We start from the raw sequence: 21,602 nt of genomic DNA, 5'->3' as shown, positions 1-21,602 counted from the left end.
TGCAACCGGGAGGGTCCGTGAAGCCGGAAGAGCCCGTGAAGCGGCGCAGGCCCGTCTCGCTCGGGCGCGGGTTCAACCTGTTCTGGGCCGGCCAGACGGTCAGCACGGTCGGCGACCGGGTCACCGTGTTCGTCGTCCCGACCCTGATGATCTTCGTGCTGCACGCGAGCGCCCTCCAGGTCGGCGTCGTGGCGATGGCCCAGTACCTGGGCATCCCGCTGCTCGGCCCGGTCGCCGGCGTGCTGGTCGACCGCTGGGACAAACGCCGGACGATGCTGGTCTGCGACCTCGTCCGACTGGTCGCCGTCGCGGCCGTCCCGCTGGCGTACTGGCTGGACGCGCTCTCCACGCCACTGCTGGTGGGCTGCGTGGCGGTGATCAGCGGCGCGACGATCTTCTTCAACGTCGGCTACCTCGTCGCCGTCCCCGCCGTCGCGCCGAAGGACCAACTCGTCCGCGCCTACTCCAGACTGGAGGGCAGCGGCTCGGTGTCGGAGGTGGCCGGGCCCTCGATCGCGGCCGGCCTCTACAGCGCGCTGGGCGTCGCCGCCCTGCTCGTCGACGCGGCCAGCTACCTGGTCTCCGCCGCCTGCTTCCGCCGGATGCCGGCCTGGGGCGAACGGACGGTCGCCACCGGCTCCGTGCGGGAACGGCTGACGGCGGGCTTCCGGCTCAACCGGGCCGACCCGGTGCTGCGCCGGGTGGTGGCGGCCGCGGTGACCCTCAACTGCGGCGGGCCGATCTTCGTCACGGTGCTGCCCGTGCTCGCCTACCGGGGCCTCGACGTCTCGGTCGGCGTCTTCGGCGCGGCCATGTCGGTCGCCGCGGTGGGCGCGCTGGCCGGCGCGGTGGTCGCCCCGAGGATCAGTGAACGCCTCGGCCTGGGGCGCACGCTGGCCTGGTCGCTGCTGCTGCACTGCCTGGTCGGCCTCGGGGTGCTCGCCGCGCCCGCGCTGCCGGCCGGACCGGTGATCGCCGTGACGATGGGCTGCTACGGCTTCTTCATGTCCTGCATCAACGTCTGCAGCGCCCCCACCCGGCAGTCCCGGATGTCGGCGCGGCACCAGGGGGTGATGCACGCCGCCTTCCGGACCGTCACCTGGGGGGTGATCCCGCTCGCCGCCCTGGCCGGCGGGCTGGCCGTCTCGCTGCTGACCGGTCCGCTGGGGATCCTGGACGCGGCCCGGACGGTGATGGCCGGCGGCACCCTGCTGGCGGCGCTCTCCTTCCTGCCGGCACTCGGCATCCAGCCGCTGCTCGACGCGACCGAGCGGGAAGGGGCGCAGGAGCCGCCCGCCGACGCCGGACCGGCCACCGCCGCCCCGCCCGCCCCGGCCGCCCCGCCCGCCCCGGCGGAGCAGACCTCATGACGCCGGACCGGGGTGTCCTGCTGGTCACCGGGGCGTCCTCGGGCATCGGGCTGGCCACCGCCGTCACCGCGGCCGGGGCCGGATTCCGCACGGTCGCGACCGTACGCGAGCCCGGCCGGGCCGACGCCCTGCGCACGGCCGCCGACCGCGCCGACGTCGCGGTGGACGTCCGCCGCCTCGACGTGACCGACGCCGACTCCGTGACCACCTGCCTCGACGAGGTGCGGGGGGCGTACGGCCGGCTGGACGCGGTGGTCAACAACGCCGGTGTCTCCAACTCCGATCCCACCCTGGAGATGTCGACCACTGCCGCGCTGCGGGCCAACCTGGAGGTGAACTTCTTCGGCGTCGTCGCGGTCAGCCGGGCCGCGATGCCGCTGCTGCGGGCCGCCCGCGGACGCCTGGTCACGATCGGCAGCGTGCACGGCGTCGTCGGCCAGCCGTTCAACGAGGCCTACTGCGCGGCGAAGTTCGCCGTCGAGGGGTTCATGGAGAGCCTGGCCCCGGTCGCCGCGGCGCACGGTGTGCGGGTGTCAGTGGTCGTACCGGGCTTCGTCCCGGACACCGCGTTCGGCGTGTTCCCGGGCATCGACCGCTCGACCCTGCTCGCCGCCTCCGGCCCGTACGCGGGCACCTTCGCCGACTACCTCGACCGGCTCGGCGCCCAGGGCTGGGAGGCCGCCGGCCAGCCCGCCCGGGAGGTGGCCGAGGTGGTCGTCCGGACCCTGCTCGCCGAGCGTCCGGCCTTCCGCGTCCCCACCAACGCGTGGTCCGCCGCCCACCTGGACCACAAGCTCGCCGACCGGGACGGCTCGACCGTGCAGCGCCTCGCCCACAGCTGGATCGGGCACCCGCACCTCCCGGCCCGATAACGAATTGACGGCCCATCAGCATCTTTCCGGACCACCGATCGACAGGAGGAGCAGTGCCCGCGAAACCGCTTCAGGAGCTGGTCGACTTCGCCCGCGGCCACTCGCCGTTCTACGCGGAGGCGTACCGCGACGTCCCCCGGACGATCTCGCACCTCACCGAACTTCCCCTCATCGACCAGACCGCGTTCTGGGCCGCCAACACCTGGCCGGACAACCGGCTGCTGACCGGCCCGCTCACCGACGCCGGCGTCTACAAGACCGGGGGCACCACCGGCGTCCCGAAGTTCTCCCCCTGGTCGCGCACCGAGCACGCCGACTCCGTCACCGCCTTCGGCGCGGGCATGGTCCGGGCCGGTCTGAAACCCGGCCACCGGGTGGCCAACCTGTTCTGCGCGGGCGAACTCTACGGCGGCTTCCTCTACATCGAGAACGCGCTGCACCACGCGCCGGTGGAGAACGTCCGCCTGCCGGTCGGCTGCGCCGCGCCGGACGACTACGTGGTCGACCTGATCACCGGCTTCGGCGTGCACGTCCTCGCGGGCGAGCCGATGAAGCTCAGCGCGGTGGCCGAGTGCCTGGTCCGGCGCGGGCGCAGCGCCGACTCCGTGGAACTGCTGCTCTTCGGCGGCGACCTGCTCTTCGCCGACCTGCGGCCGATCCTGTCCCAGGCCTTCCCGAAGGCGGCCGTCTCCTCGGTCGGCTACGCCTCGAACGACGCCGGCCTGGTCGGCGCGCCGGTGCCGGGCGACGACGTCCGCGTCCACGAGGCCTTCCCGGACCGCACGGTGGTGGAGCTGGTCGACGAGGTGACCGGCGAGCCGGTCACGGCCGCGGGCGTGCCCGGCCGGGTCGTGGTCACCAATCTGTTCCGCACCCTGATGCCGATCCTCCGGTACCCGACCGGGGACCGCGCCGAGTGGGTCGACCCGGAGCGCGGGACGTTCCGGCTGGTCGGCCGGTCGAACGAGGGCGCCCGGGTGGGCACGGTGGCCCTGCCGACCGAGGAGATCCGCGCGGTGCTGCTCGCCGCCGACCCCGACCGGGTCATCTCGGGCCTGCAGCTGGTGCAGCGCCGCTGGGACGGCCGGGACGGCCTCGTGCTGCGCCTCGGGTACACCGGGCCGCCGCCGGCGGCGCCGGGCGGGCTCGGCGAACGGCTGGTCGCGGCCGTGTACGCGGCCGTGCCGCTCTACCCGGCCGAGGTGGCGTCCGGCGCGATCCACCACCTCGCCGTCGAGTGGGTGCCCCGCGCCGAGCTGGCGACCAACCCCCGGACGGGCAAGCTCCGTCAGGTGGTGGACGAGCGGCCCCGGGACTGAGCAGCACGGGCGGCCGCGGGACTGAGCGCCGCGGGCGGGGCCGCCGGTCTGTCGCTGGTGGGCCGCCGGGCGGGCCGGTCAGCCCGCCGGCGGCCGGCCGGCGATGACGACGCTCTGCCCGCGGAACTCCGCGACGACCTTGCCCGTCGCCTGCCGGACGGTCACGTCGTAGATCCCCTGCCGCCCGGCGCGGGCCCGCTCCACCGCCTCCGCGACCAGCTCGTCGCCGGCCTCGGCCGGGGCCAGGAAGGTCACCTGCGCGGCCTGGGCCACGGTCACCGGGCCGTGGCTGTTGCACGCGTAGGAGAACGCCGCGTCGGCGAACAGGAACAGGAAGCCGCCGTGCGCCGTCCCGTGGCCGTTCACCATGTCCGGGCCGACCCGCATGCGCATCAGCGCCCGTCCGGCGGACACCTCGTCGAGGGTGATGCCCAGCGCGTGGCAGGCCCGGTCCCGGGCGTACAGCGCGTCGATCGCCGACTCCCCGGCCGGGGCCGCTCCGGTGTCCGCGTCCACGACGTCCCGCCTTCCCCGAGGGCCCGGCAGGTGGCCGAACCAGCACCGCCCGTCATCCTGCGCTCCGGATTACACCGAGCCACGGCACCGCCTGTCAATGACCCTCCTCCCGGACGGCGCGTGGCACACCGGCGGTCCCGGGGACGCCTTCCCGCCCGGACGACGGGACGCTACTGTTCGGTAACCATGGCCGGGCGCGGCCCCCGGCACGCCCCGCCGACCGCGTCCGGGGCACCACATCGTCCGAGGAGTGACCGTGAAGCGATCGAGACTCTCCACCCGGCTCCTGAGCGGTCTGCTGCTCGGCGCCGGGGTGCTGCACTTCGCCGCGCCCCGCCCGTTCGAGGCGATCGTGCCCAAGCGGCTCCCGGGCAGCCGGCGGGGCTGGACGTACGCGAGCGGCGTCGCCGAACTCGCCATCGGCGCGGCGGTCGCCGTACCGCGCACCCGGCGGGTCGGCGCCCTGGCCGCGGCGGGCCTCTTCGCCGCCGTGTTCCCGGCCAACGTGAAGATGGCCTACGACTGGCGGCACCGGCCGGCCCCGCTGCCGGCCCTCGCCGTGGCCCGGCTGCCGCTCCAGGTGCCGCTGATCCTGTGGGCCCTGCGGGTCGGCCGGCGACCGCGGGGCTGACCGGCCCCCGGCGCCCCGGCCCACCGGGCCTGCCCTCCCGGACCCCCGGACTCCCGCCGGGCCGGGACACGGGACGCCACCCGATCGACCGAGTCGGCAGCCGCCGTCCGGGTGGCGCGCGGCGGAAACGGTCCGCACACGCATCGCCGGCTCGTTCTGCCGTACATGCCCACACAGACCGATCCACCGAGGTCCCGGTGCGCCTGATCGGACGGACCGCTTCGGCGGTCCTGTCCCTGACGATCCTGGTCCTCCCGGCGGTGGCCGCCGGCGGCGACCGGCCGGCCGACGCGGACCCCGTGCCCCGGCCGCCCGAGAACGGCCGCACCGGCTGGGAGGTCGCGGCGGGCGCCGCCAACGTCCGCCGCGACCACTCGGTCAACGACACGGTGCTCGGCCTGACGCACTGCGGCGACCGGGTCGAGGTCCTGGACACCTGGACCTCCCCGCTCGGCACCCGCTGGGGCCAGGTCGCGGTCACCCGCACCGGGGTCACCGGCTGGGTGCTCTGGTCCCTGCTCACCCGCCACGAGCCGGCCGCCGCACCCGTCGCGGACTGCCCGCCCCGGGAGTGCCGGCGCGCCGCTCCCCCGTGCGCCGGCGGGTCGACCGAGATCGGGCCGGCCCCCCGCTGATTCCGCCGATCCCCCCGGGCCGACCCGGTCGGCTCAGAGCGCGTCGGCCCGGAGCGCGTCGGCCCGGAGCGCGTCGGCCCGGAGCGCGTCGGCTCAGAGCTCGTCGGCCATCGAGGCACCCCCGAAGAGGGCGAGCCCGGCCATCACGACCAGCAGGACGACGGCCACCGTGCGGTCCGCCGGATCGGGGCGCGGGCCGAGGCGGGGGTCGACGGTGCCTCGCGGGTCCACGGTCACCTGGAGCCGGTCACCGAGCGCGACGCGCCTGCCCCCGGTCCCGATGCCGGTGACCTCGGTCCCGTCGGCCAGCCGCACGTCGGCCCCGGTCACGGACGGCCCCTGACCGGCCATCGGGTCCGAGCCGGCGACCGTCCGGACCACTTCGGCCTCGGAGGTGACCCCCCGGTCGTGCAGCAGCTGCTGCTCCTGCATGCCGAACCCGCAGACGAGGAGGCCGATCCAGGAGGCCAGCAGGCCGAACAGGGCGGCCGCCGTCCGCTCCGCGTTCCCCTTGGCCAACCGGACCACGGCGGCCACGCAGCCCAGCACGACCGCCGCGAAGCAGCCCGCGGCCACCAGCGCCGGGCCGTGGTCCCGCAGTTCGAGGATCCCCCAGGCGCTCAGCACCGCGGGCACCAGCCAGCAGATCCCCGACACCACCACGAACGACGCCCCCGCCGCACCCCGCATGGACTCACCCCCGGGATCCCCTACCCGGCGAGGAGCGCGGCGACGCCCGCCCCGACCGTCCTGGCGGCCTTCCCGGGGCGCAAGGTCGGGGCGTGGAGTGCCTGCCCGGCACCACCGACACCGTGCTCGGCACCGACGACGGGACCCTCGGCGGCCACCTCCGCACCCTCCCGCTCCGCACCCCCTGACCGCGACTCCTCACCGCACCCCACGGCCCCACCGGTCGCGGCCGAGCCTCGCCCCTTCGGCCGCGCCCCGCCGGGCCGGTCAGCGGCGGCCGAACAGCTTGCCCAGCCAGCCTCCGGCGGCCCGGCCGCCGTCCTTCCCGCATGCGCAGCGGTCGGCCCGGGGCACCCCGGCCAGCACCTGGTCCACGTGCATGCCGCACCCGGCGTAGCCCGGCTTTCCGCAGGACCGACAGACGACGCGTCGACACATGACGCCCTCCTTCTTCTTCGGGGCGGCCCGACCGGCCGCCCTCCCGAATATACCCGAGGGGGTATTTCTCCCGGCCGACGCCGATCCTCCCCCACCCCGCCCGAGCCGCTCCGCCCGACCCGGCCGTTCCGCGCGGCCGTTCCAGGCCGCCGCGTTCGCGCAGGTCAGAGGCCGAAGAACGTTCCAGCGTCCCGAATCAGCGGCAGGCCCTGGCGGCCGGAACGGCCCCCGGGCCAAGGTCGAGCCCAGACCCGGCAGACCGGGTTCCGCACCGCACCACAGACACCGGGGGCCTCCCGTGCGCACCACTCACCGCCGACGCACCACCGCCCTGGCCGCGACGGGCACCGCCGCGCTCGCCCTCGTCCTCACCGCCTGCGGCGGGAACCCCGGCGGGACCGCCTCCGCCGCCGCACCGGCTCCCACGACGGCCGCGCAGTCCACGCCCGCCGCCACCGGGGCCACCACCTCCGCCGGTACCGCTGCCGGCGCCGCGCCGAACACCGCCGCCCCCTCCGGCGCCAAGGCCGGCGCCGGCGCCGGGACGAGCACCCCCTCCGCGCGGCCGACCGGTGCCACGCAGGCACCCGCCGATCCGGCGGCGGCGTCCGCGCCGCTCTGCGCCGTCAAGGATGTCGCCATCAGCGCCGCCCTCCAGGACGGCCCGCCCTACACGCACCTCGTCCTGACCGCGAAGAACACCTCCGGCCACAGCTGCCGGCTCAGCGAGTACCCCCGGATCCGGTTCCTGGAGAGCCACCGCGAGAACGTACCCGCCGTGGCCAAGAGCAGGCCCGCCGCGCCCGTCGTCCTCACCACCGGTGCCCCGGCCTACGCCCTCGTGAAGCTGTCCGACGGCGGCGTGCACGAGAACAACGAGCCGGTGACCGCCTTCTCCGTCGCCCTCGACGGCGGCAGCGGCCCGGCCACCGTCAAGGCCCCCGGCAACGGCGGCATCGCCGTCGACCCGGCGGCCTGGGCCACCGGCTACTGGACGTACGAGCTGCGCAACGGCGCCGACGATTTCTGACCGGGCCCGCCCGGCTCCCGGGGCCGGGGGCGGCTGCTAGGTTCGCGAGGGCGGCTCCCGGTCGAGCCGACGCCGGACGGGGGCGGGTGACGCACCCGGCCGGTGCGAACGACACCGACGGGAGACCGCATGACCTCCGGCCCGCACCCGACCGCCTGCACGGACCCGGCCGGCCCCCCGGCCCCGGTCGGCTCTCCGGCCCCGATCGACTTCTCGAACCTGGCCGAGCACGCCGCCGGGCGCTCCCTGGACGTGCGCTGGATCCACGGCTCGGAGTCGGCGAAGCACAACACCGACCCGGAGCTCCAGGTCCACCACTACGACGAGCACACCGTGATCCTGCGGCAGAACATGGCCGTGAACTACGAGGCGCCGTTCCTCTTCCTGCTCTTCGGCAGCGAGCGGGCGGTACTGATCGACACCGGCGCCACCGCGTCCCCCGAGCTCTTCCCGCTCCGCCGCGTGGTCGACGAGCTGGTCGCGCGGTGGCTCGCCCGCCACCCCCGCACCGGCTACCGGCTGCTCGTCCTGCACAGTCACGGCCACGGCGACCACGTGGCGGGGGACGCGCAGTTCGCCGACCGGCCCGACACCGTCGTGGTGGACGCGGCCGCCGACACCGTCCGGGCGTTCCTCGGGCTGGGCGACGATCCCGGCCTCCCGGCCCGGCTCGACCTCGGCGGGCGGACGCTGACCTGTCTGACCAGTCCCGGCCACCACGAGGCCGCCATCACCTACTACGACCCGTTCACCGGCTTCCTGCTCACCGGCGACACCGTCTACCCGGGGCGGCTCTACATCGCCGACTGGGACGCCTACGTCGCGACGATCGACCGGCTGATCGCCTTCGCCGCCGACCACCCGGTCAGCCACGTGCTCGGCTGCCACATCGAGATGACCGACCGGCCGGGGGTGGACTACCCGATCCGGTACACCTACCAACCCGACGAGCCCCCGCTGCAGATGACGGTCGCCCAGCTCCACGACATCCGGCGCGCCCTGGATGAGGCGGCCGCCCGCCCCGGCCGGCACGCCTTCGACGACTTCGTGCTCTCCTACCGCACGGGCTGACCGGGGCCGACAGGGGTCCCGGAGGTCCGGCGCGACCGGTGGTCGGGCACGGCGGAGCGGAACGCCCTTTGCCCGCCCGGCCGTTCGCCCCCAGCGCGCCGGCCGTGCTGGCAGACTGACGCCATGGCAACCACCTCCGCGACGGTCCGGCACCGCCCCCGCGCGTTCCTCTCGGCGGCCGCGCTCCTGCTCGCCGGGGCGGCCGTCACCGCGTGCTCCTCCGGCGGCGACTCCCGGCCCGGTCCGCCGCCCGCCCCGTCGACCGCCACACCCACCGGCCGGACCGTCGCCGTCTACACCCCCGACCACCCGTTGGACGAGGGGCAGCTGAAGCAGGCGGCCGAACTGCTGCGCAAGCGCGCCGAGGCGCGCGGCCTGCCGGACGCCCGGGTCGAGCCGGCGGCCGCCGCGCTGCGGCTCTCGGTCGCCGGACAGGTCGCCGGGGACCGCCTCGCGGCGCTCGGCCGCCGGGCCGCGCTGGACTTCCGCCCGGTCCTGGCCGTGGCGGCGGGCGCTGCTACGACTCCCGGCGCGGCGGAGGTCGCCCCGACCGGCACGGTGCCGCCCGAACTCGCCGCCGGGTTCGCCGCGCTGAGCTGCGGCGCACCGGCCGCCGCCCTCCCCGCCGCCGTCGATCCGGGCTCTCCCGTGGCGATCTGCGGCACCGCCACCAAGGCGGCCCCGGTGGTGATGAAGTACGCGCTGGCCCCGGCCGCCCTCCAGGGCACCGACGTCGCGAAGGCCTCGGCAGTGCTCGACAGCCAGACCGTGGGCCGCTGGCAGGTCCAGGTGGACTTCACCCCGCAGGGCGGCACCGCCTTCGCCGCCCTCACCGGCAGGATCGCCCCGCAGCCGGAGCCCACCAACCAGATGGCCGTCACGGTGGACGGCACGGTCCTCTCGGCCCCCTACGTCGCCGAGGCGATCACCGGCGGATCGGCCGTGATCAGCGGCACCTTCACCGAGGACGAGGCCAAGGACCTGGCCGCCGCCCTCACCGCCGGCAGCCTGCCCGCCCATTTCACGGCCGCGCTCTCCACCCCGACCGGCTGACCCGGGTGCCGGGTCCCGCCGCCCGGCCCGAAGGCCGACGCTTGCGCGGCGCCGCAGCCGCCCGCGGTCCCGCCGCCGTCGAGTCCAGCGGTCCGCCGGGGGCAGGGACGTGCGCCGGGGCCGGCACGCCGAGGCATGCCGGCCCCGGGCGGGGCGTCAGGCGCCGCTGTGGCGGAGCATCTCCTCGCGGTCGACGACCTTGACGCGGTCGCGGCCCTCGGCCGCGCCGAGGGCGCGCTCGTGCGCGTCGAGTTCCTTCCAGCCGTCCCAGGTGGTGAAGCGGACGCCCTGGCCGCGCAGGTGGGCCACCACCGCGTCGGGCTCGGGCGCGACGGCGCCGGGGAGGCGGCCGGCGGCGTGGTCGGCCAGCAGGCAGGCGACGGTCTCGTTGGCGTCGCCCTTGGTGTGGCCGATCAGACCGACGGGGCCGCGCTTGATCCAGCCGGTCACGTAGGTGGCGGCGAGGTGGGAGCCGTCGGCGGTCAGGACGCGGCCGGCCTCGTTGGGGACGGTGCCGCTGATCGGGTCGAAGGGCACCTTCGGCAGTTCGTCGGAGTAGTAGCCGATGGCGCGGTAGACGGCCTGGACGTCCCAGTCGGTGAACCGGCCGGTGCCCCGGACATTGCCGGTGCCGTCGAGTTCGGTGCGCTCGGTGCGCAGGCCGCTCACCCGGCCGTCCTCGCCGATCACCTCGACGGGCGACTCGAAGAAGTGCAGGTGGACGCGGTGCGGGCGGTCGCCGACGTCGCGGATGGCCCAGTTCTCGATGGTGGAGGCGACCATGTCGGCGTGCTTGCTGGCGCGGCGCTCGGCGATCGAGCCGTCGTCGTACTCGATGTCCTCGGGGTCCACGACGACCTCGATGGTCGGGGAGTGGTCGAGCTCCCGCAGCTCCATGGGGCTGAACTTGGCCTGGGCCGGGCCGCGTCGGCCGAAGACGTGCACCTCCAGCGCCTGGTTGGCCGTCAGGCCGGCGTGGACGTTCGGCGGGATCTCGGTGGAGAGCAGTTCGTCGGCGGTCTTGGCGAGGATGCGGGCCACGTCGAGCGCCACGTTGCCCGCGCCGAGCACGGCGACCTTCCGGGCCTCCAGCGGCCACGTCCGGGGGACGTCGGGGTGCCCGTCGTACCAGGAGACGAAGTCGGCGGCGCCGTAGGAGCCGTCCAGGCCGACACCGGGGATGTCGAGTGCCCGGTCGGCCGTCGCACCGGTGGCGAAGACCGCCGCGTCGTAGAAGCGGTGCAGGTCGTCCAGGGTGAGGTCGTTCGGGTAGTCGACGTTGCCGAACAGGCGTATGCCGGGCTTCTCCAGGACCTGGTGCAGCGCGGTGACGATGCCCTTGATCCGGGGGTGGTCGGGGGCGACGCCGTAGCGGATCAGGCCGAACGGCGCGGGCATCCGCTCGAACAGGTCGATGGAGACACCCGGGGCCTGGGCGGCGTCGGACTTGAGCAGGGCGTCTGCGGCGTAGATGCCGGCGGGGCCGGCTCCGACGATCGCGATGCGGATCGGGCGGGACATGGCGGGCGTTCCTCCGGACGGGCGAGCGGCAGACGGACGTTCGTAGCAAACCTCTGCAGTCTGCACTGCTGTAGGGGGTCCGGAGCTATGACCTCATAGAGCCAACCTATGGGCGGGGCGCGGAGGTCTCTGGTACCGGGCTCCGCCGCACCGGCCGCTGCCCGGGGCCGCCCGCGATGCCCGGCGGCAGGCCGGGGCCACCCACCCGCGCCGCGGAGTGTGAGAGGCTCCGGGGACTCCGGCATGCCCCCGACCGACCCGTCCGAATGGCCGCGGCACCGGCGCGGCGGCAACGGAGGGCACGGCGGGACGCGGGCTCACCGCGCTTCGTACGGGGGTGTCCGACCACTGCGGACGATGAACGGGAAGGAGGTCGACCCACTCCTTTCCACTCCCAACTTATAGCGCACCGGGGGGCTTGCGGCAAGGCCCCCGTCGTACCGCAGAATTGTCCGCCGAGGCCGGGACCTGCGGATATGGAGGCGCAGCGGCCCGGATTCGCGCCCCCGCGGCGCTCGGCGGCACCGGATTCCGGGTCCGCCGTTTCCCAAGATCATTATCCTGAGTGTCCCCGTCCCGGGCCGCCGGCCGAGCGCAGGCCCCGGCCCCGGGCCTTCCCGTGTCGCACACGGCGGTCCTCGCGCCGCCACCCTCGGTCGCCCTGTCGGTCGAGGACCTCTGAGTCAATGGAGCTGGCCATGGTCCCCACGTCGTCGTCCTCGTCCGAACGCCCCGCCGGTGTCGATGCCGGAGCCGGGACCGGGGCGGGACCGGGCGCCGCCCTGCCCTCCGACGACTGGCGGGCCCGGGAGCTGCGGGCGGAGAACGCCTACGTCGGCCGGCTCTACGACCGGCTGGAGAGCCGGCGCGAACTCGCGACGGCCCGGCTGCGCGCGGTCCACCGCCAGGAGCAGGGCGGCACGCTCCAGTCCCGCCTGGAGCGCGACACCATGGAGCTCCACCACACCCGCCGGCTGGCGGAGCTGTACGCCGCGGAGTACGGGCTCTGCTTCGGCCGGCTCGACACCGCCGACGGCGAGCGGCAGTACATCGGCCGGATCGCCCTCGCGGACGACGACCACGAGCCGCTGCTCACCGACTGGCGGGCGTCGGCCGCGGAGCCGTTCTACCGCGCGACGCCGGCCGCGCCCGGCGGGGTGACGGGGCGACGGCACCTGCGGACCAAGGGGCGGACCGTCGTCGACTTCGACGACGACGCCTTCGCCATGGGTGACCTGGAGAGCCGGGACGGCTCCGGCCTCAGCGGGGAGAGCGCCCTGCTCGCCTCGCTGACCGCGGCCCGGACCGGCCGGATGGGGGACATCGTCTCGACCATCCAGGCCGAGCAGGACCGGGTGATCCGCTCCGAGCTGAGCGGCGTGCTGGTCGTCCAGGGCGGCCCGGGCACCGGCAAGACCGTGGTGGCCCTGCACCGCGCCGCGTACCTCCTCTACACCCACCGCGACCGCCTGGCCAAGCGCGGTGTGCTGGTCATCGGGCCGAACAGGACGTTCCTGCGCTACATCGACCAGGTGCTCCCCGCGCTCGGCGAGAGCGAGGTCGTGCTGAGCAGCATCGGCGCCCTCTACCCGGGCGTGACCGGGACGGACACCGAGACGCCGGAGGCCGCCGCCGTGAAGGGCGACGCCCGGATGGCGCGGGTGCTCGCCACCGCGCTGGAGGGCCTGCGGCAGCTCCCGGAGGAAGAGGAGCCCTGGACCATCACCGTCGGCCGCAGCTCGCCGCACCAGGAGGAGCTCGTGATCGGCCGGGCGCTCTGCGAGCGGGCGCACGCCGCCGCGCACCGGACCGGCGAGCCCCACAACGCGGCCCGGGCCGCCCTGGTGGAGCGGCTCTCCTCCGAGCTGGCCCTGCGGATCGCCAGGGACCGGGGCGGTGAGATGGCGCTGGACGACGTGGTGGACCTCGCCGACGCGCTCGTCGTCGAGCGCGACTTCCAGGCCCTGGCCGAGAAGCTGTGGCCGCTGCTCGGTCCGGAGCAACTGCTCACCGCGCTGTTCGCCTCCCCGCAGCTGCTCGCGGACGCCATGCCGGACTTCTCCGAGGCCGAGCGCGCCGCCCTGCTGCGCGAGCGGCCCGGTCCGGACGAGCCGGCCGCTCCCTGGACCACCGACGACGTGCCGCTGCTCGACGAGGCCGCCGAACTCCTCGGCCCGCTGCCGGGCAGCGCCGTCACCCGCCGGGCCGACGCCGCCGCCGAGGCCGAGCGGCTGGAGTTCGCCAAGGTCGTCCTGGAGGACTTCGGCGCGGGGCTGGCCGAGATCGACGCGGAGCTGCTGACGCGCCAGTACCAGGGCGAGGGCGAGTTCCGGCCGCTCTCCGAGCGCGCGGCCGAGGACCGGACCTGGGGCTTCGGGCACATCATCGTGGACGAGGCGCAGGAGCTCTCCCCGATGGCCTGGCGGCTGCTGACCCGCCGCTGCCCCGGCCGGTCCATGACGATCGTGGGCGACCTGGCCCAGACCGGCGCCCCGGCTGGGCTGAACTCCTGGGGCGAGGCGCTCGACGAGTACACCGCCGGGCGCTGGCGCACGGTGGAACTCACCATCAACTACCGGACCCCGGCCGAGATCATGCGGGTCACCGAGGGCGTCCTGCGGGCGGTCGACCCGGCGCTCACCGCCCCGACCGCGGTGCGCGGCGGCGGGACCGTTCCGTGGAGCCTGCGGATCCCCGAGGAGAACCGGGGCGCGGCCCTGCGCGCCGTCGTCGAGCGGGAGATCGCGGAGCTGGACGGCCGCCGGATGGCGATCCTGCACGCCCCCGGCTTCCCGGTCGAGCTGGTCGACGAGCTGGCCGGGCTGGCCGGTGTGGCGCGTGCCGACGGCCCGGCGTCGCTGGACTCGCCGGTCGTCCTGATGACGGCGGCGCAGTCCAAGGGGCTGGAGTTCGACGCCGTCCTCGTCGTGGAGCCCGACGAGATCCTCGCGGCGCACTCCCGCGGCGGGAACGACCTCTATGTCGCCCTGACCCGCGCGACGAAGAGCCTCGGGGTCGTGCACAGCCGGGAGCTGCCGGCGATGCTGGAGGGCCTGGAGGCCCGCTGAGGCGCGGCTCCCGCGCAGGCGTGTGCCGCCCGGTCGGGTGGCACACGCCTCACCGGCGGGAGGTCACCAGCGCTCGTGGACCCGGGCGCGCATCCGGCGGTCGTAGAGGTCCCGGACGGCGTCGAGGGTCGCCCCGGGCAGCGGCGGGAGGGCGGCCGCGGCGGCGTTCGCCCGGGCCTGCTCGGGATTGCGCGCACCGGGGATCACCGCCGTGACGCCCGGCTGGTGGATGATCCAGCGCAGTGCGGTCTGCGCCGGGGTCGCCTCCCCGGGCGCGAGTGCGGCGAACTCCGCCGCCGCCTCGACGCCGGTCGCGAAGTCCACGCCGGAGAAGGTCTCTCCCTGGTCGAAGGCCTCGCCGTGCCGGTTGTAGGTGCGGTGGTCGTCCGCGGCGAACGCGGTCCGCGCGGTGTAGCGGCCGGAGAGCAGCCCCGAGGCGAGCGGCACGCGGGCCAGGATGCCCACCCCGGCGGCCGCGGCGGCGGGCAGGACCAGCTCCAGCGGCTTCAGCCGGAAGGCGTTCAGGATGATCTGGACGCTCGCGACACCGGGCCGGGCGATCGCGGTCAGGGCCTGCGCGCAGGTCTCCACGCTGACGCCGTAGGCGGCGATCCGCTCCTCGGCGACCAGGGTGTCCAGGGCGTCGTACACCTCGTCGTCGGAGTAGACCGGCGTCGGCGGGCAGTGCAGCTGCACCAGGTCGAGCCGGTCCACGCCCAGGTTGGAGCGGGAACGGTCGGACCAGGCACGGAAGTTGGCGAGGTTGTAGTGCTCCGGGCGCTGCTCGGCCCGGCGGCCGAACTTGGTGGCGACGAAGACCCCGGCGTCCGGGCGGCCCTTCAGGTAGCGGCCGATCAGCTGCTCGCTGCGGCCGTCGCCGTAGACGTCGGCGGTGTCGAAGAGGGTGACGCCGGCCTCGACGGAGGTGTCCAGGACGTCGAGCGCGTCCTCCTCGCGGACGTCACCCCAGTCCGCGCCGAGCTGCCAGGTACCGAGCCCCACGACGGAGACGGGTCGGCCGGTGCGGCCGAGTACACGCTGTTCCATGGGGCGAGCCTCTCACAGAGGCACCTCACCGGCGGCGAGGCGGCGCGATGGCCCGGCCCGGCCCGGCCCGACACGTCGGGGCGGGCCGGGCGGCGGTGCGTACGACCGGCGGTGCGTACGGGCGGCGGTGCGTACGGGCGCTACTCGCCGACGGTCAGCACGACCTTCCCGGTGACCCGGCCGGTGTCACCCAGGTCGTGCCCCTTGGCGGCGTCGGCGAGCGGGAAGACGGCCTCCACGACGGCCCGCAGCTCACCCGCCTCGACCAGCCCGGCGATCGCCCGCATACCGGCCTGGTCGGCCTCGACCAGCAGCGGGACGGCCTCGACGCCCCGGGCCGCGGCCTGCTCGGCGAGGTCGGCGGGCAGCGCTCCGAGCGCGATGCTGATCAGCCGGCCGCCCGGCTTCAGGGTGTCCAGCGAGCGGATCGCGGTGTCGCCGCCGATGGTGTCCAGGACGAGGTCGACCGGGGCGATCCGGGTGAAGTCCTCCGTGCGGTAGTCGATCAGCTCGTCGGCGCCCAGTTCGCGCAGCAGCGCGTGCTTGGGGGCGCTGGCCGTGCCGATCACGTACGCGCCGCGGCTCTTGGCGATCTGCACGGCGAGGTGGCCGACACCGCCCGCCGCCGCGTGGATCAGGACGCGCTCGCCGGGCCGGACGCCCGCCGCGTCGACCAGCACCTGCCAGGCGGTCAGCGCCGCCAGCGGGATCGCGCCCGCCTGGACGTGGTCGACCCCGGCCGGCTTGCGGACCAGCGCGCGGGCCGGGGCCACCGCGTACGCGGCGAACGCGCCGACGCCGTAGGGGTAGGGCAGCATCCCGAAGACCTCGTCGCCGGGGCGGTGGATCGTCACGCCCGGCCCGACCGCCTCGACGACGCCGGAGACGTCCCAGCCGAGGACCAGCGGGAGGCGGTCGAGGAAACCGGGGTTCTGGCGGTGCTTCCAGTCGGTGGGGTTCATGCCCGCGGCCCGGACGCGGACGAGGACCTCCGACGGACCGGGCTCCGGGCGCTCGGTCTCGACCTCGCGCAGGACGTCACTGCCGCCGTAGGTGTACTGGGTGATGGCTTTCATGGTGCTCATGCATCCAGGATGCTCCGGCCCCGACCAGGCCGTATAGCGGCCCGAAGGTCATGCTGTGCAAGAATTGGGCCATGCACCGCATCGTCGTCCTGGCCCTGGACGGAGTCATCCCGTTCGAGCTGAGCCTCGCCTCCCGGCTCTTCGGAGCCGCCACGGACACCGAGGGCCGGCCCCTCTACGAGGTGGTCACCTGCTCGCTCGACGGCCGGCCCGTCCGTACCTCCGCCGACTTCTCCATCAGCGTCGAACACGACCGCAGCGCGCTCGCCGGCGCCGACACGCTGGTGATCCCGGCCTCCGAGGAGTTCGCCGGCATCGTCGACCGGGACTCCCTGCCGCCGCGCGTCGCCGAGGCACTGGCGCTGCTGCGCCCCGACGCACGGATCGCCGGGATCTGCATCGCCACCTTCGTGCTCGCCGCGGCCGGTCTGCTCGACGGCCGGGCCGCCGCCACCCACTGGCGGCACGCCGACCGGTTCCGGCGGTTCTACCCGGAGGTCGACCTCGCCCCCGACGTCCTGTTCGTCGACACCGGGCGGATCCTCACCTCGGCCGGCGCCGCGGCCGGCATCGACCTGATCCTGCACCTGATCCGCTCCGACCACGGGAGCGCCGTCGCCAATCTGGTCGCCCGGTGCTGCGTCGTCCCGCCGCAGCGCGAGGGGGGCCAGGCCCAGTACGTGCAACGGCCCGTCCCGGAGAGCACGGACGCCGGGACGTCCGCCACCCGGGCGTGGGCCCTCGACCGGCTGCACGAGCCCCTCCAGCTGACCGACCTCGCCGGCCACGCGGGCATGAGCCGGCGCACCTTCACCCGGCGCTTCCGGGCCGAGGTCGGGCTGAGCCCGGGCCAGTGGCTCACCCAGCAGCGCGTCGACCTGGCCAGGCACCTGCTGGAGAGCAGCGACCTACCGGTCAACCGGATCGCCGAGCGGGTGGGCTTCGGCACCGGCGCGTCCCTGCGCCAGCACCTGCACTCCGCGATCGGCGTGCCGCCGGGCGCCTACCGGCGCACCTTCCGGGCCTGACGCCGCAGGCGCAGGCGATCGCCCTCGCCGAGGCCGCCCCAGACCCCGTACCGCTCGTGCGCCTCCAGGGCGTAGCGCAGGCACTCGCGCCGTACGGGGCAGCGGGCACAGACCTCCTTCGCGGCGCTCTCACGCGAGTCGTGGGCCTCGCCGCGTTCGCCGACCGGGTGGAAGAAGAGACCGCTGTCGGCGGACCGGCAGGCACCGTGCCGCTGCCAGTCCCACCGGTGGTCGAGGGCCCCGGGCAGATGTGCGATGTTCGTCATGGCGCTGACTCCGTCCCTTCGGAGTGTTGTCGGGTGGTGTCGGGTGGTACCGAGACGTGTCGTGCGGTTCGTTCGGGATGGCGACGGGTGGGCGCGCGGCGCGGTGGAGCGCTCAGTACCGCCCGCCGTAGTACGGGCCGTAGTAGGCGCCGAAGGTCTCCAGGTAGGCGATGTCCTCGTCGTACCCGATCGGCTCGAACGTCGGGCCGTTCTTGATCTCGTCCTTCGTCCGGTCGACGTAGACCTTCTTCTCGTCCTGCTCGACGCGCAGCACCGTGCCCGCCGGCAGCAGGACCTGACGGCCGAAGATCCACGGGCCGGTGTCGACGACGAGGTACTGCGAGCCGGCCTCCGGCGAGTGCCGGTCGACCTTGCCGATCGGCCCGTCGGTCGCCTCCACGTGAAAGCCGACCAGATCGCCGTCGGCGACGTGGCCGGAGGTCGACCGGAACGCCCAGATGTCGATGTCGCTCGTGTCGCTCATGCCGGATTCCTTCCGCTCGGTGCCGCCCGGACCGTCCCGGGCGGCGCGTCCTCGCACCCCGGCTGCCCCGGACGCGCCGCTCCACACCCTTGGGGCGGACATCCGTCCGATCCCGGCCGAGGGTCCGTCAGGCGTGCCCCTCGGCGGCCGCCGCGGCGAGGTTCAGCAGGACGACGGCCTGCTCGCGCATCTCGACCTTCCGGATCTTTCCGGTGACGGTCATCGGGAACTCGTCGACGAGGTGCACGTAGCGCGGGATCTTGTAGTGCGCGATCCGGCCGGCGCAGAAGGCGCGCAGCCCCTCGGCGGTCAGCTCGGGGGCACCGGGGCGCAGCCGGATCCAGGCCATCAGCTCCTCGCCGTACGTGGCGTCGGGGACGCCGATGACCTGGGCGTCCAGGACGTCCGGGTGGGTGTGCAGGAACTCCTCGACCTCCCGCGGGTAGATGTTCTCGCCGCCGCGGATGACCATGTCCTTGATCCGCCCGGTGATGGTGAGGTAGCCCTCCTCGTCCATCACCGCGAGGTCGCCGCTGTGCATCCAGCCGTCGGCGTCCAGGACTTCGGCGGTCCGGTCGGGCTGCTCCCAGTAGCCGATCATCACCGAGTAGCCGCGGGTGCACAGTTCGCCGGGGGTGCCGCGGGGCACGGTGCGGCCGGTCCGCGGGTCGACGACCTTCACTTCGAGGTGCGGGCCGACCCGTCCGACGGTGGAGACCCGGCGCTCCAGCGGGTCCTCCGTCCGAGTCTGGACGGACACCGGGGAGGTCTCGGTCATGCCGTAGCAGATCGACACGTCGCGCATGCCCATCCGCTCGACGACCTGCTTCATCACCTCGGTGGGGCACGGCGACCCGGCCATGATCCCGGTGCGCAGGCTGGAGAGGTCGTGCTCGGCGAAGGACGGGTCGTTGAGTTCGGCGATGAACATGGTCGGGACGCCGTAGAGCGAGGTGCAGCGCTCGGCGGCCACCGCGCGCAGGGTGGTCGCGGGCTCGAACCCGGCGGCCGGGATCACCACGCAGGCGCCGTGCGAGAGCGCGGCAAGGTTTCCCATCACCATCCCGAAGCAGTGGTAGAACGGCACCGGTACGCAGATCCGGTCGTGTTCCGAGTAACCGCACAACTCGCCCACGAAGAAGCCGTTGTTGAGGATGCTGCGGTGCGACAGGGTCGCGCCCTTCGGGAAGCCCGTGGTGCCCGAGGTGTACTGGATGTTGATCGGGTCGTCCGGGCCCAGCGCCGCGGCGGCGGCGCGCAGCGGGCCGCGGTCGGCGTGCTCGGCCCGGGCGAGCAGGTCGCTCCAGGCCGGCGAGCCGATCAGCAGGACGTCCTTCAGCGCGGGGCAGCGCGGGGCGGTCTCGGCCAGCATGGCCGCGTAGTCGGAGGTCTTGAAGGCGGCCGCGGCCACGATCGTGCGGATGCCCGACTGCCTTAGGACGTACTCCAGTTCGTGCGCCCGGTAGCCGGGGTTGACGGTCACCAGGACGGCGCCGATCCGCGCGGTGGCGTACTGGGTGAACACCCACTCCGCGCAGTTCGGCGCCCAGATCCCGACCCGGTCGCCCCGGCCGACGCCGAGCGTCAGCAGCCCCAGCGCGACCCGGTCCACCTCCTCGGCCAGCTCCCGGTACGTCCACCGACGGCCGGACGGCAGGTCGACCAGGGCCTCCCGGCCGGGAACGGCGCGGACCGCGCGGTCGAGGCTCGCGCCGATGGTGTCGTCCAGCAGGGGCGTGGCCGAGGTGCCGACGGCGGAACTGGGGGACGGGTTGGTCATGCGCTGACTCTCCTGGACTCGCCCGGACGAATGGCGACCGAGTCTATGCAAGGCCGCGCCCGGCGTCATCGCCCCTTCCCGCCCGTGACGGTGACGGGACGTCACCCGTGCGGCCCGTCGGAGGGGACCGCATGACAGGCCGGTTCGACGCCGCGGTCGAGAGGGCCGGGGCCGCCTCGACGGCACGGGGAACGGGCCGGGGATCGGCGGTCGGCACGGTTGCCCCCGGCCGCCGATCCCCGGTCCGACCTGCACTTTCGGGCAAAGATCACCCAGGATCGTCAGGATGGACACGGTCAATTGTGTACATTCGGCATTGACTGAACTTCTGTCAGCGGGGGGCGCTGCATCCGGGGCCGATCCTCGGGCCCTCCGTTCCCGCACACGCCCGAGACAGGACCGCCCATGCCCCACCCGAAGCCCGCCGTCACCCGGCGCACCCTCGTCACGGCGATCGGTGCCACCGCCGCCGCGCTCGCCGTCACCCCCGCCGCGTCGGCCGCCGCCGGCAGCGGCACCGGCGCCGGCAACGCCGCGGGCACCGGCGCGGGTGGGGCCCGGCCGCTCGCTGCCCGGACGGCCCGCGTCCCCGAGACCCGGGCACTGTCCGCGGTGGGCCGCGAGGCCACCACCGTGCGGGCGGACTTCCCGATCCGCTACGTCGGCGTCAGCTGGGACGGCCCCGCCCGCGGCGCCGCCATCCGGCTGCACCGCGACGACGCGACCCGCGGGGCGTGGCAGCCGCTGCCCGCCGGCTGCGCGGGCGGCCCGGACGGCGCCGACCGCACGGTCGGGACCGCCACCGCGCTGATCGCCGCCGACGGCGCGCCCGGCTACGACCTGCGCCTGCCCGACGGGGCCGCCAACGTCCGCTCCGCCGCCATCGACACCGTGCACGGCCCGGCCCGCACGGTCTCGCTCGCCCCGACGACGCCCGTCACCTTCTGCGGGGTCGAGTACCTCTCCCGCGCGGCCTGGGGCGCCGACGAGTCCAAGCGCTTCAAGAACGGCGTGGAGAACTCCCCCGCGAAGTACTACCCGCTGCAGACCCTGACGGTGCACCACACCGACACCGCCAACGCCGACCCGGACCCGGCGGCCACCGTGCGGGCGATCTACGAGTACCACGCGATCACCAACGACTGGGGCGACATCGGCTACCACTTCCTGATCGACGAGGCCGGACGGATCTACGAGGGCCGCTGGTCGGGCGACGACGGCATCCCGGCGCACGACGCGGCAGGGAACGCCGTGACGGCCTTCCACACCGCCGGCTTCAACTCGGGCAACATCGGCATCGCCCTGCTGGGCACCCTCAGCAGCCAGGCGCCGACCGCCCCCGCCCGCACGTCGCTGACCGCGCTGCTCGCCGTGCTGACCCGCGCGCACAACCTGGACCCCCAGGCGCACGTCACCTTCGTGAACCCGGTCAACGGCGTGACCAAGCCGGTCGAGATGATCAGCGGCCACCGCGACTGGCTGGCCACCGACTGCCCCGGCGGCACGATGTACGCGGACCTGCCGGCGCTGCGCGCCGACGTGGCGGCCGTCCCCACCCCCGGGCACTGACCCGGCCGGGCGGGGGGGGGGGGGGGGGGGGGCCCCCCCCCCCCCCCCCCCCCCCCCCGGGGGGGGGGGGGGGGGCGGGGGGGCCGGGGGCCCCGCCCCCCCCGCGGGCGGCGGGCCCGCCCCCCCGCC

The 21,602-nt window shown here is 75.0% G+C and carries 20 protein-coding genes; 11 read left to right on the top strand and 9 right to left on the bottom strand.

The window, feature by feature from the left end; translation table 11 throughout:
* Window positions 1-17: 17 nt before the first annotated feature.
* From ACZ34W_RS34790 to ACZ34W_RS34780, 3 genes are read left to right on the top strand one after another with little or no spacing between them, the layout of a single operon-like run.
* Entirely contained in the window at window positions 18-1,370 is a 1,353-nt protein-coding gene (locus ACZ34W_RS34790) for an MFS transporter (RefSeq protein ID WP_465609900.1), read from the top strand.
* Window positions 1,367-2,242, top strand: coding sequence for an SDR family NAD(P)-dependent oxidoreductase (locus tag ACZ34W_RS34785; protein WP_465609898.1), 876 nt, complete (start codon window positions 1,367-1,369; stop codon window positions 2,240-2,242). The genes ACZ34W_RS34790 and ACZ34W_RS34785 overlap by 4 nt, the downstream gene beginning before the upstream one ends.
* 53 nt (window positions 2,243-2,295) lie before the next feature.
* Window positions 2,296-3,561 carry a phenylacetate--CoA ligase family protein gene (locus tag ACZ34W_RS34780; RefSeq protein ID WP_352295700.1) on the top strand — a complete coding sequence of 422 codons (1,266 nt, stop codon included), beginning with the start codon at window positions 2,296-2,298 and terminating at the stop codon, window positions 3,559-3,561.
* Between the two features lie 78 nt (window positions 3,562-3,639).
* Here the strand turns inward: ACZ34W_RS34780 and paaI are convergent, their stop codons facing one another.
* The gene (gene paaI / locus ACZ34W_RS34775) at window positions 3,640-4,077 is read right to left on the bottom strand and encodes a hydroxyphenylacetyl-CoA thioesterase PaaI (protein ID WP_352295698.1); all 438 of its coding nucleotides are present in this window, start codon (window positions 4,075-4,077) and stop codon (window positions 3,640-3,642) included.
* A gap of 256 nt (window positions 4,078-4,333) precedes the next feature.
* Here paaI and ACZ34W_RS34770 point away from each other — a divergent pair, with 256 nt between their 5' ends.
* Window positions 4,334-4,708 (top strand): DoxX family protein, encoded by a 375-nt coding sequence (locus ACZ34W_RS34770; RefSeq protein WP_359804847.1) that lies wholly within the window; start codon window positions 4,334-4,336, stop codon window positions 4,706-4,708.
* A gap of 197 nt (window positions 4,709-4,905) precedes the next feature.
* On the top strand, window positions 4,906-5,343 hold the full coding sequence (locus ACZ34W_RS34765; protein ID WP_465609894.1) for an SH3 domain-containing protein: 438 nt from the start codon (window positions 4,906-4,908) through the stop codon (window positions 5,341-5,343).
* A gap of 93 nt (window positions 5,344-5,436) precedes the next feature.
* On the opposite strand, the gene ACZ34W_RS34760 is transcribed toward ACZ34W_RS34765, so the two are convergent.
* Window positions 5,437-6,033 carry a hypothetical protein gene (locus ACZ34W_RS34760; protein WP_465609892.1) on the bottom strand — a complete coding sequence of 199 codons (597 nt, stop codon included), beginning with the start codon at window positions 6,031-6,033 and terminating at the stop codon, window positions 5,437-5,439.
* A 267-nt stretch (window positions 6,034-6,300) separates the two neighbouring features.
* The gene (locus ACZ34W_RS34755; protein WP_352295687.1) at window positions 6,301-6,471 is read right to left on the bottom strand and encodes a hypothetical protein; all 171 of its coding nucleotides are present in this window, start codon (window positions 6,469-6,471) and stop codon (window positions 6,301-6,303) included.
* 298 nt (window positions 6,472-6,769) lie between these two features.
* Here ACZ34W_RS34755 and ACZ34W_RS34750 point away from each other — a divergent pair, with 298 nt between their 5' ends.
* The 3 genes from ACZ34W_RS34750 (at window position 6,770) to ACZ34W_RS34740 (ending at window position 9,625) form a co-directional block, all read left to right on the top strand.
* Window positions 6,770-7,501, top strand: a complete 732-nt coding sequence (locus ACZ34W_RS34750; RefSeq protein ID WP_465609889.1) for a DUF4232 domain-containing protein — start codon at window positions 6,770-6,772, stop codon at window positions 7,499-7,501.
* A gap of 129 nt (window positions 7,502-7,630) precedes the next feature.
* Window positions 7,631-8,572, top strand: a complete 942-nt coding sequence (locus tag ACZ34W_RS34745) for an MBL fold metallo-hydrolase (RefSeq protein ID WP_465609887.1) — start codon at window positions 7,631-7,633, stop codon at window positions 8,570-8,572.
* A 123-nt stretch (window positions 8,573-8,695) separates the two neighbouring features.
* Entirely contained in the window at window positions 8,696-9,625 is a 930-nt protein-coding gene (locus ACZ34W_RS34740; protein WP_465609885.1) for a SecDF P1 head subdomain-containing protein, read from the top strand.
* 156 nt (window positions 9,626-9,781) lie between these two features.
* On the opposite strand, the gene ACZ34W_RS34735 is transcribed toward ACZ34W_RS34740, so the two are convergent.
* Window positions 9,782-11,146 (bottom strand): FAD-dependent oxidoreductase, encoded by a 1,365-nt coding sequence (locus tag ACZ34W_RS34735; RefSeq protein WP_329491479.1) that lies wholly within the window; start codon window positions 11,144-11,146, stop codon window positions 9,782-9,784.
* 698 nt (window positions 11,147-11,844) lie between these two features.
* On the opposite strand from ACZ34W_RS34735, the gene ACZ34W_RS34730 reads away from it, so the two are divergent.
* Window positions 11,845-14,214 (top strand): HelD family protein, encoded by a 2,370-nt coding sequence (locus ACZ34W_RS34730; protein WP_465609883.1) that lies wholly within the window; start codon window positions 11,845-11,847, stop codon window positions 14,212-14,214.
* Window positions 14,215-14,277: 63 nt separating this feature from the next.
* Here the strand turns inward: ACZ34W_RS34730 and ACZ34W_RS34725 are convergent, their stop codons facing one another.
* Together ACZ34W_RS34725 and ACZ34W_RS34720 are read right to left on the bottom strand one after the other, a co-directional pair.
* Window positions 14,278-15,261, bottom strand: a complete 984-nt coding sequence (locus ACZ34W_RS34725) for an aldo/keto reductase (RefSeq protein WP_465609881.1) — start codon at window positions 15,259-15,261, stop codon at window positions 14,278-14,280.
* A gap of 140 nt (window positions 15,262-15,401) precedes the next feature.
* Complete coding sequence (locus ACZ34W_RS34720) at window positions 15,402-16,337, bottom strand: NADP-dependent oxidoreductase (protein WP_465609928.1); 936 nt, start codon at window positions 16,335-16,337, stop codon at window positions 15,402-15,404.
* A gap of 80 nt (window positions 16,338-16,417) precedes the next feature.
* Here ACZ34W_RS34720 and ACZ34W_RS34715 point away from each other — a divergent pair, with 80 nt between their 5' ends.
* Window positions 16,418-17,374, top strand: coding sequence for a GlxA family transcriptional regulator (locus ACZ34W_RS34715; RefSeq protein ID WP_329491476.1), 957 nt, complete (start codon window positions 16,418-16,420; stop codon window positions 17,372-17,374).
* Here ACZ34W_RS34715 and ACZ34W_RS34710 read toward each other — a convergent pair.
* From ACZ34W_RS34710 to ACZ34W_RS34700, 3 genes are all read right to left on the bottom strand, one after another.
* A complete protein-coding gene (locus ACZ34W_RS34710; protein WP_465609879.1) occupies window positions 17,350-17,640 on the bottom strand; it encodes a WhiB family transcriptional regulator in 291 nt (96 codons plus the stop codon). The genes ACZ34W_RS34715 and ACZ34W_RS34710 overlap by 25 nt on opposite strands.
* A 112-nt stretch (window positions 17,641-17,752) precedes the next feature.
* Window positions 17,753-18,124, bottom strand: coding sequence for a PRC-barrel domain containing protein (locus ACZ34W_RS34705; protein ID WP_329491474.1), 372 nt, complete (start codon window positions 18,122-18,124; stop codon window positions 17,753-17,755).
* Between the two features lie 127 nt (window positions 18,125-18,251).
* Window positions 18,252-19,904, bottom strand: coding sequence for an AMP-binding protein (locus ACZ34W_RS34700; RefSeq protein ID WP_465609877.1), 1,653 nt, complete (start codon window positions 19,902-19,904; stop codon window positions 18,252-18,254).
* A gap of 405 nt (window positions 19,905-20,309) precedes the next feature.
* Between ACZ34W_RS34700 and ACZ34W_RS34695 the strand changes: the two genes are divergently transcribed.
* Window positions 20,310-21,473 carry a peptidoglycan recognition protein family protein gene (locus tag ACZ34W_RS34695; RefSeq protein WP_329491472.1) on the top strand — a complete coding sequence of 388 codons (1,164 nt, stop codon included), beginning with the start codon at window positions 20,310-20,312 and terminating at the stop codon, window positions 21,471-21,473.
* The last annotated feature ends 129 nt before the right edge of the window (window positions 21,474-21,602 follow it).

The organism is Kitasatospora sp. NPDC022856 (assembly GCF_055561235.1).
The sequence above is the reverse complement of the archived record's forward strand: the minus strand, read 5'-3'. Positions and strand labels throughout refer to the sequence as shown.

Excerpts from the sequence above, each read along its gene's own strand:
- ACZ34W_RS34785 (WP_465609898.1), top strand. The coding sequence starts at position 1,367 with ATGACGCCGGACCGGGGTGTCCTGCTGGTCACCGGGGCGTCCTCGGGC.
- ACZ34W_RS34760 (WP_465609892.1), bottom strand. The coding sequence starts at position 6,033 with ATGCGGGGTGCGGCGGGGGCGTCGTTCGTGGTGGTGTCGGGGATCTGC.
- ACZ34W_RS34755 (WP_352295687.1), bottom strand. The coding sequence starts at position 6,471 with ATGTGTCGACGCGTCGTCTGTCGGTCCTGCGGAAAGCCGGGCTACGCC.
- ACZ34W_RS34745 (WP_465609887.1), top strand. The coding sequence starts at position 7,631 with ATGACCTCCGGCCCGCACCCGACCGCCTGCACGGACCCGGCCGGCCCC.
- ACZ34W_RS34740 (WP_465609885.1), top strand. The coding sequence starts at position 8,696 with ATGGCAACCACCTCCGCGACGGTCCGGCACCGCCCCCGCGCGTTCCTC.
- ACZ34W_RS34735 (WP_329491479.1), bottom strand. The coding sequence starts at position 11,146 with ATGTCCCGCCCGATCCGCATCGCGATCGTCGGAGCCGGCCCCGCCGGC.
- ACZ34W_RS34730 (WP_465609883.1), top strand. The coding sequence starts at position 11,845 with ATGGTCCCCACGTCGTCGTCCTCGTCCGAACGCCCCGCCGGTGTCGAT.
- ACZ34W_RS34725 (WP_465609881.1), bottom strand. The coding sequence starts at position 15,261 with ATGGAACAGCGTGTACTCGGCCGCACCGGCCGACCCGTCTCCGTCGTG.
- ACZ34W_RS34720 (WP_465609928.1), bottom strand. The coding sequence starts at position 16,337 with ATGAAAGCCATCACCCAGTACACCTACGGCGGCAGTGACGTCCTGCGC.
- ACZ34W_RS34715 (WP_329491476.1), top strand. The coding sequence starts at position 16,418 with ATGCACCGCATCGTCGTCCTGGCCCTGGACGGAGTCATCCCGTTCGAG.
- ACZ34W_RS34710 (WP_465609879.1), bottom strand. The coding sequence starts at position 17,640 with ATGACGAACATCGCACATCTGCCCGGGGCCCTCGACCACCGGTGGGAC.
- ACZ34W_RS34705 (WP_329491474.1), bottom strand. The coding sequence starts at position 18,124 with ATGAGCGACACGAGCGACATCGACATCTGGGCGTTCCGGTCGACCTCC.
- ACZ34W_RS34700 (WP_465609877.1), bottom strand. The coding sequence starts at position 19,904 with ATGACCAACCCGTCCCCCAGTTCCGCCGTCGGCACCTCGGCCACGCCC.
- ACZ34W_RS34695 (WP_329491472.1), top strand. The coding sequence starts at position 20,310 with ATGCCCCACCCGAAGCCCGCCGTCACCCGGCGCACCCTCGTCACGGCG.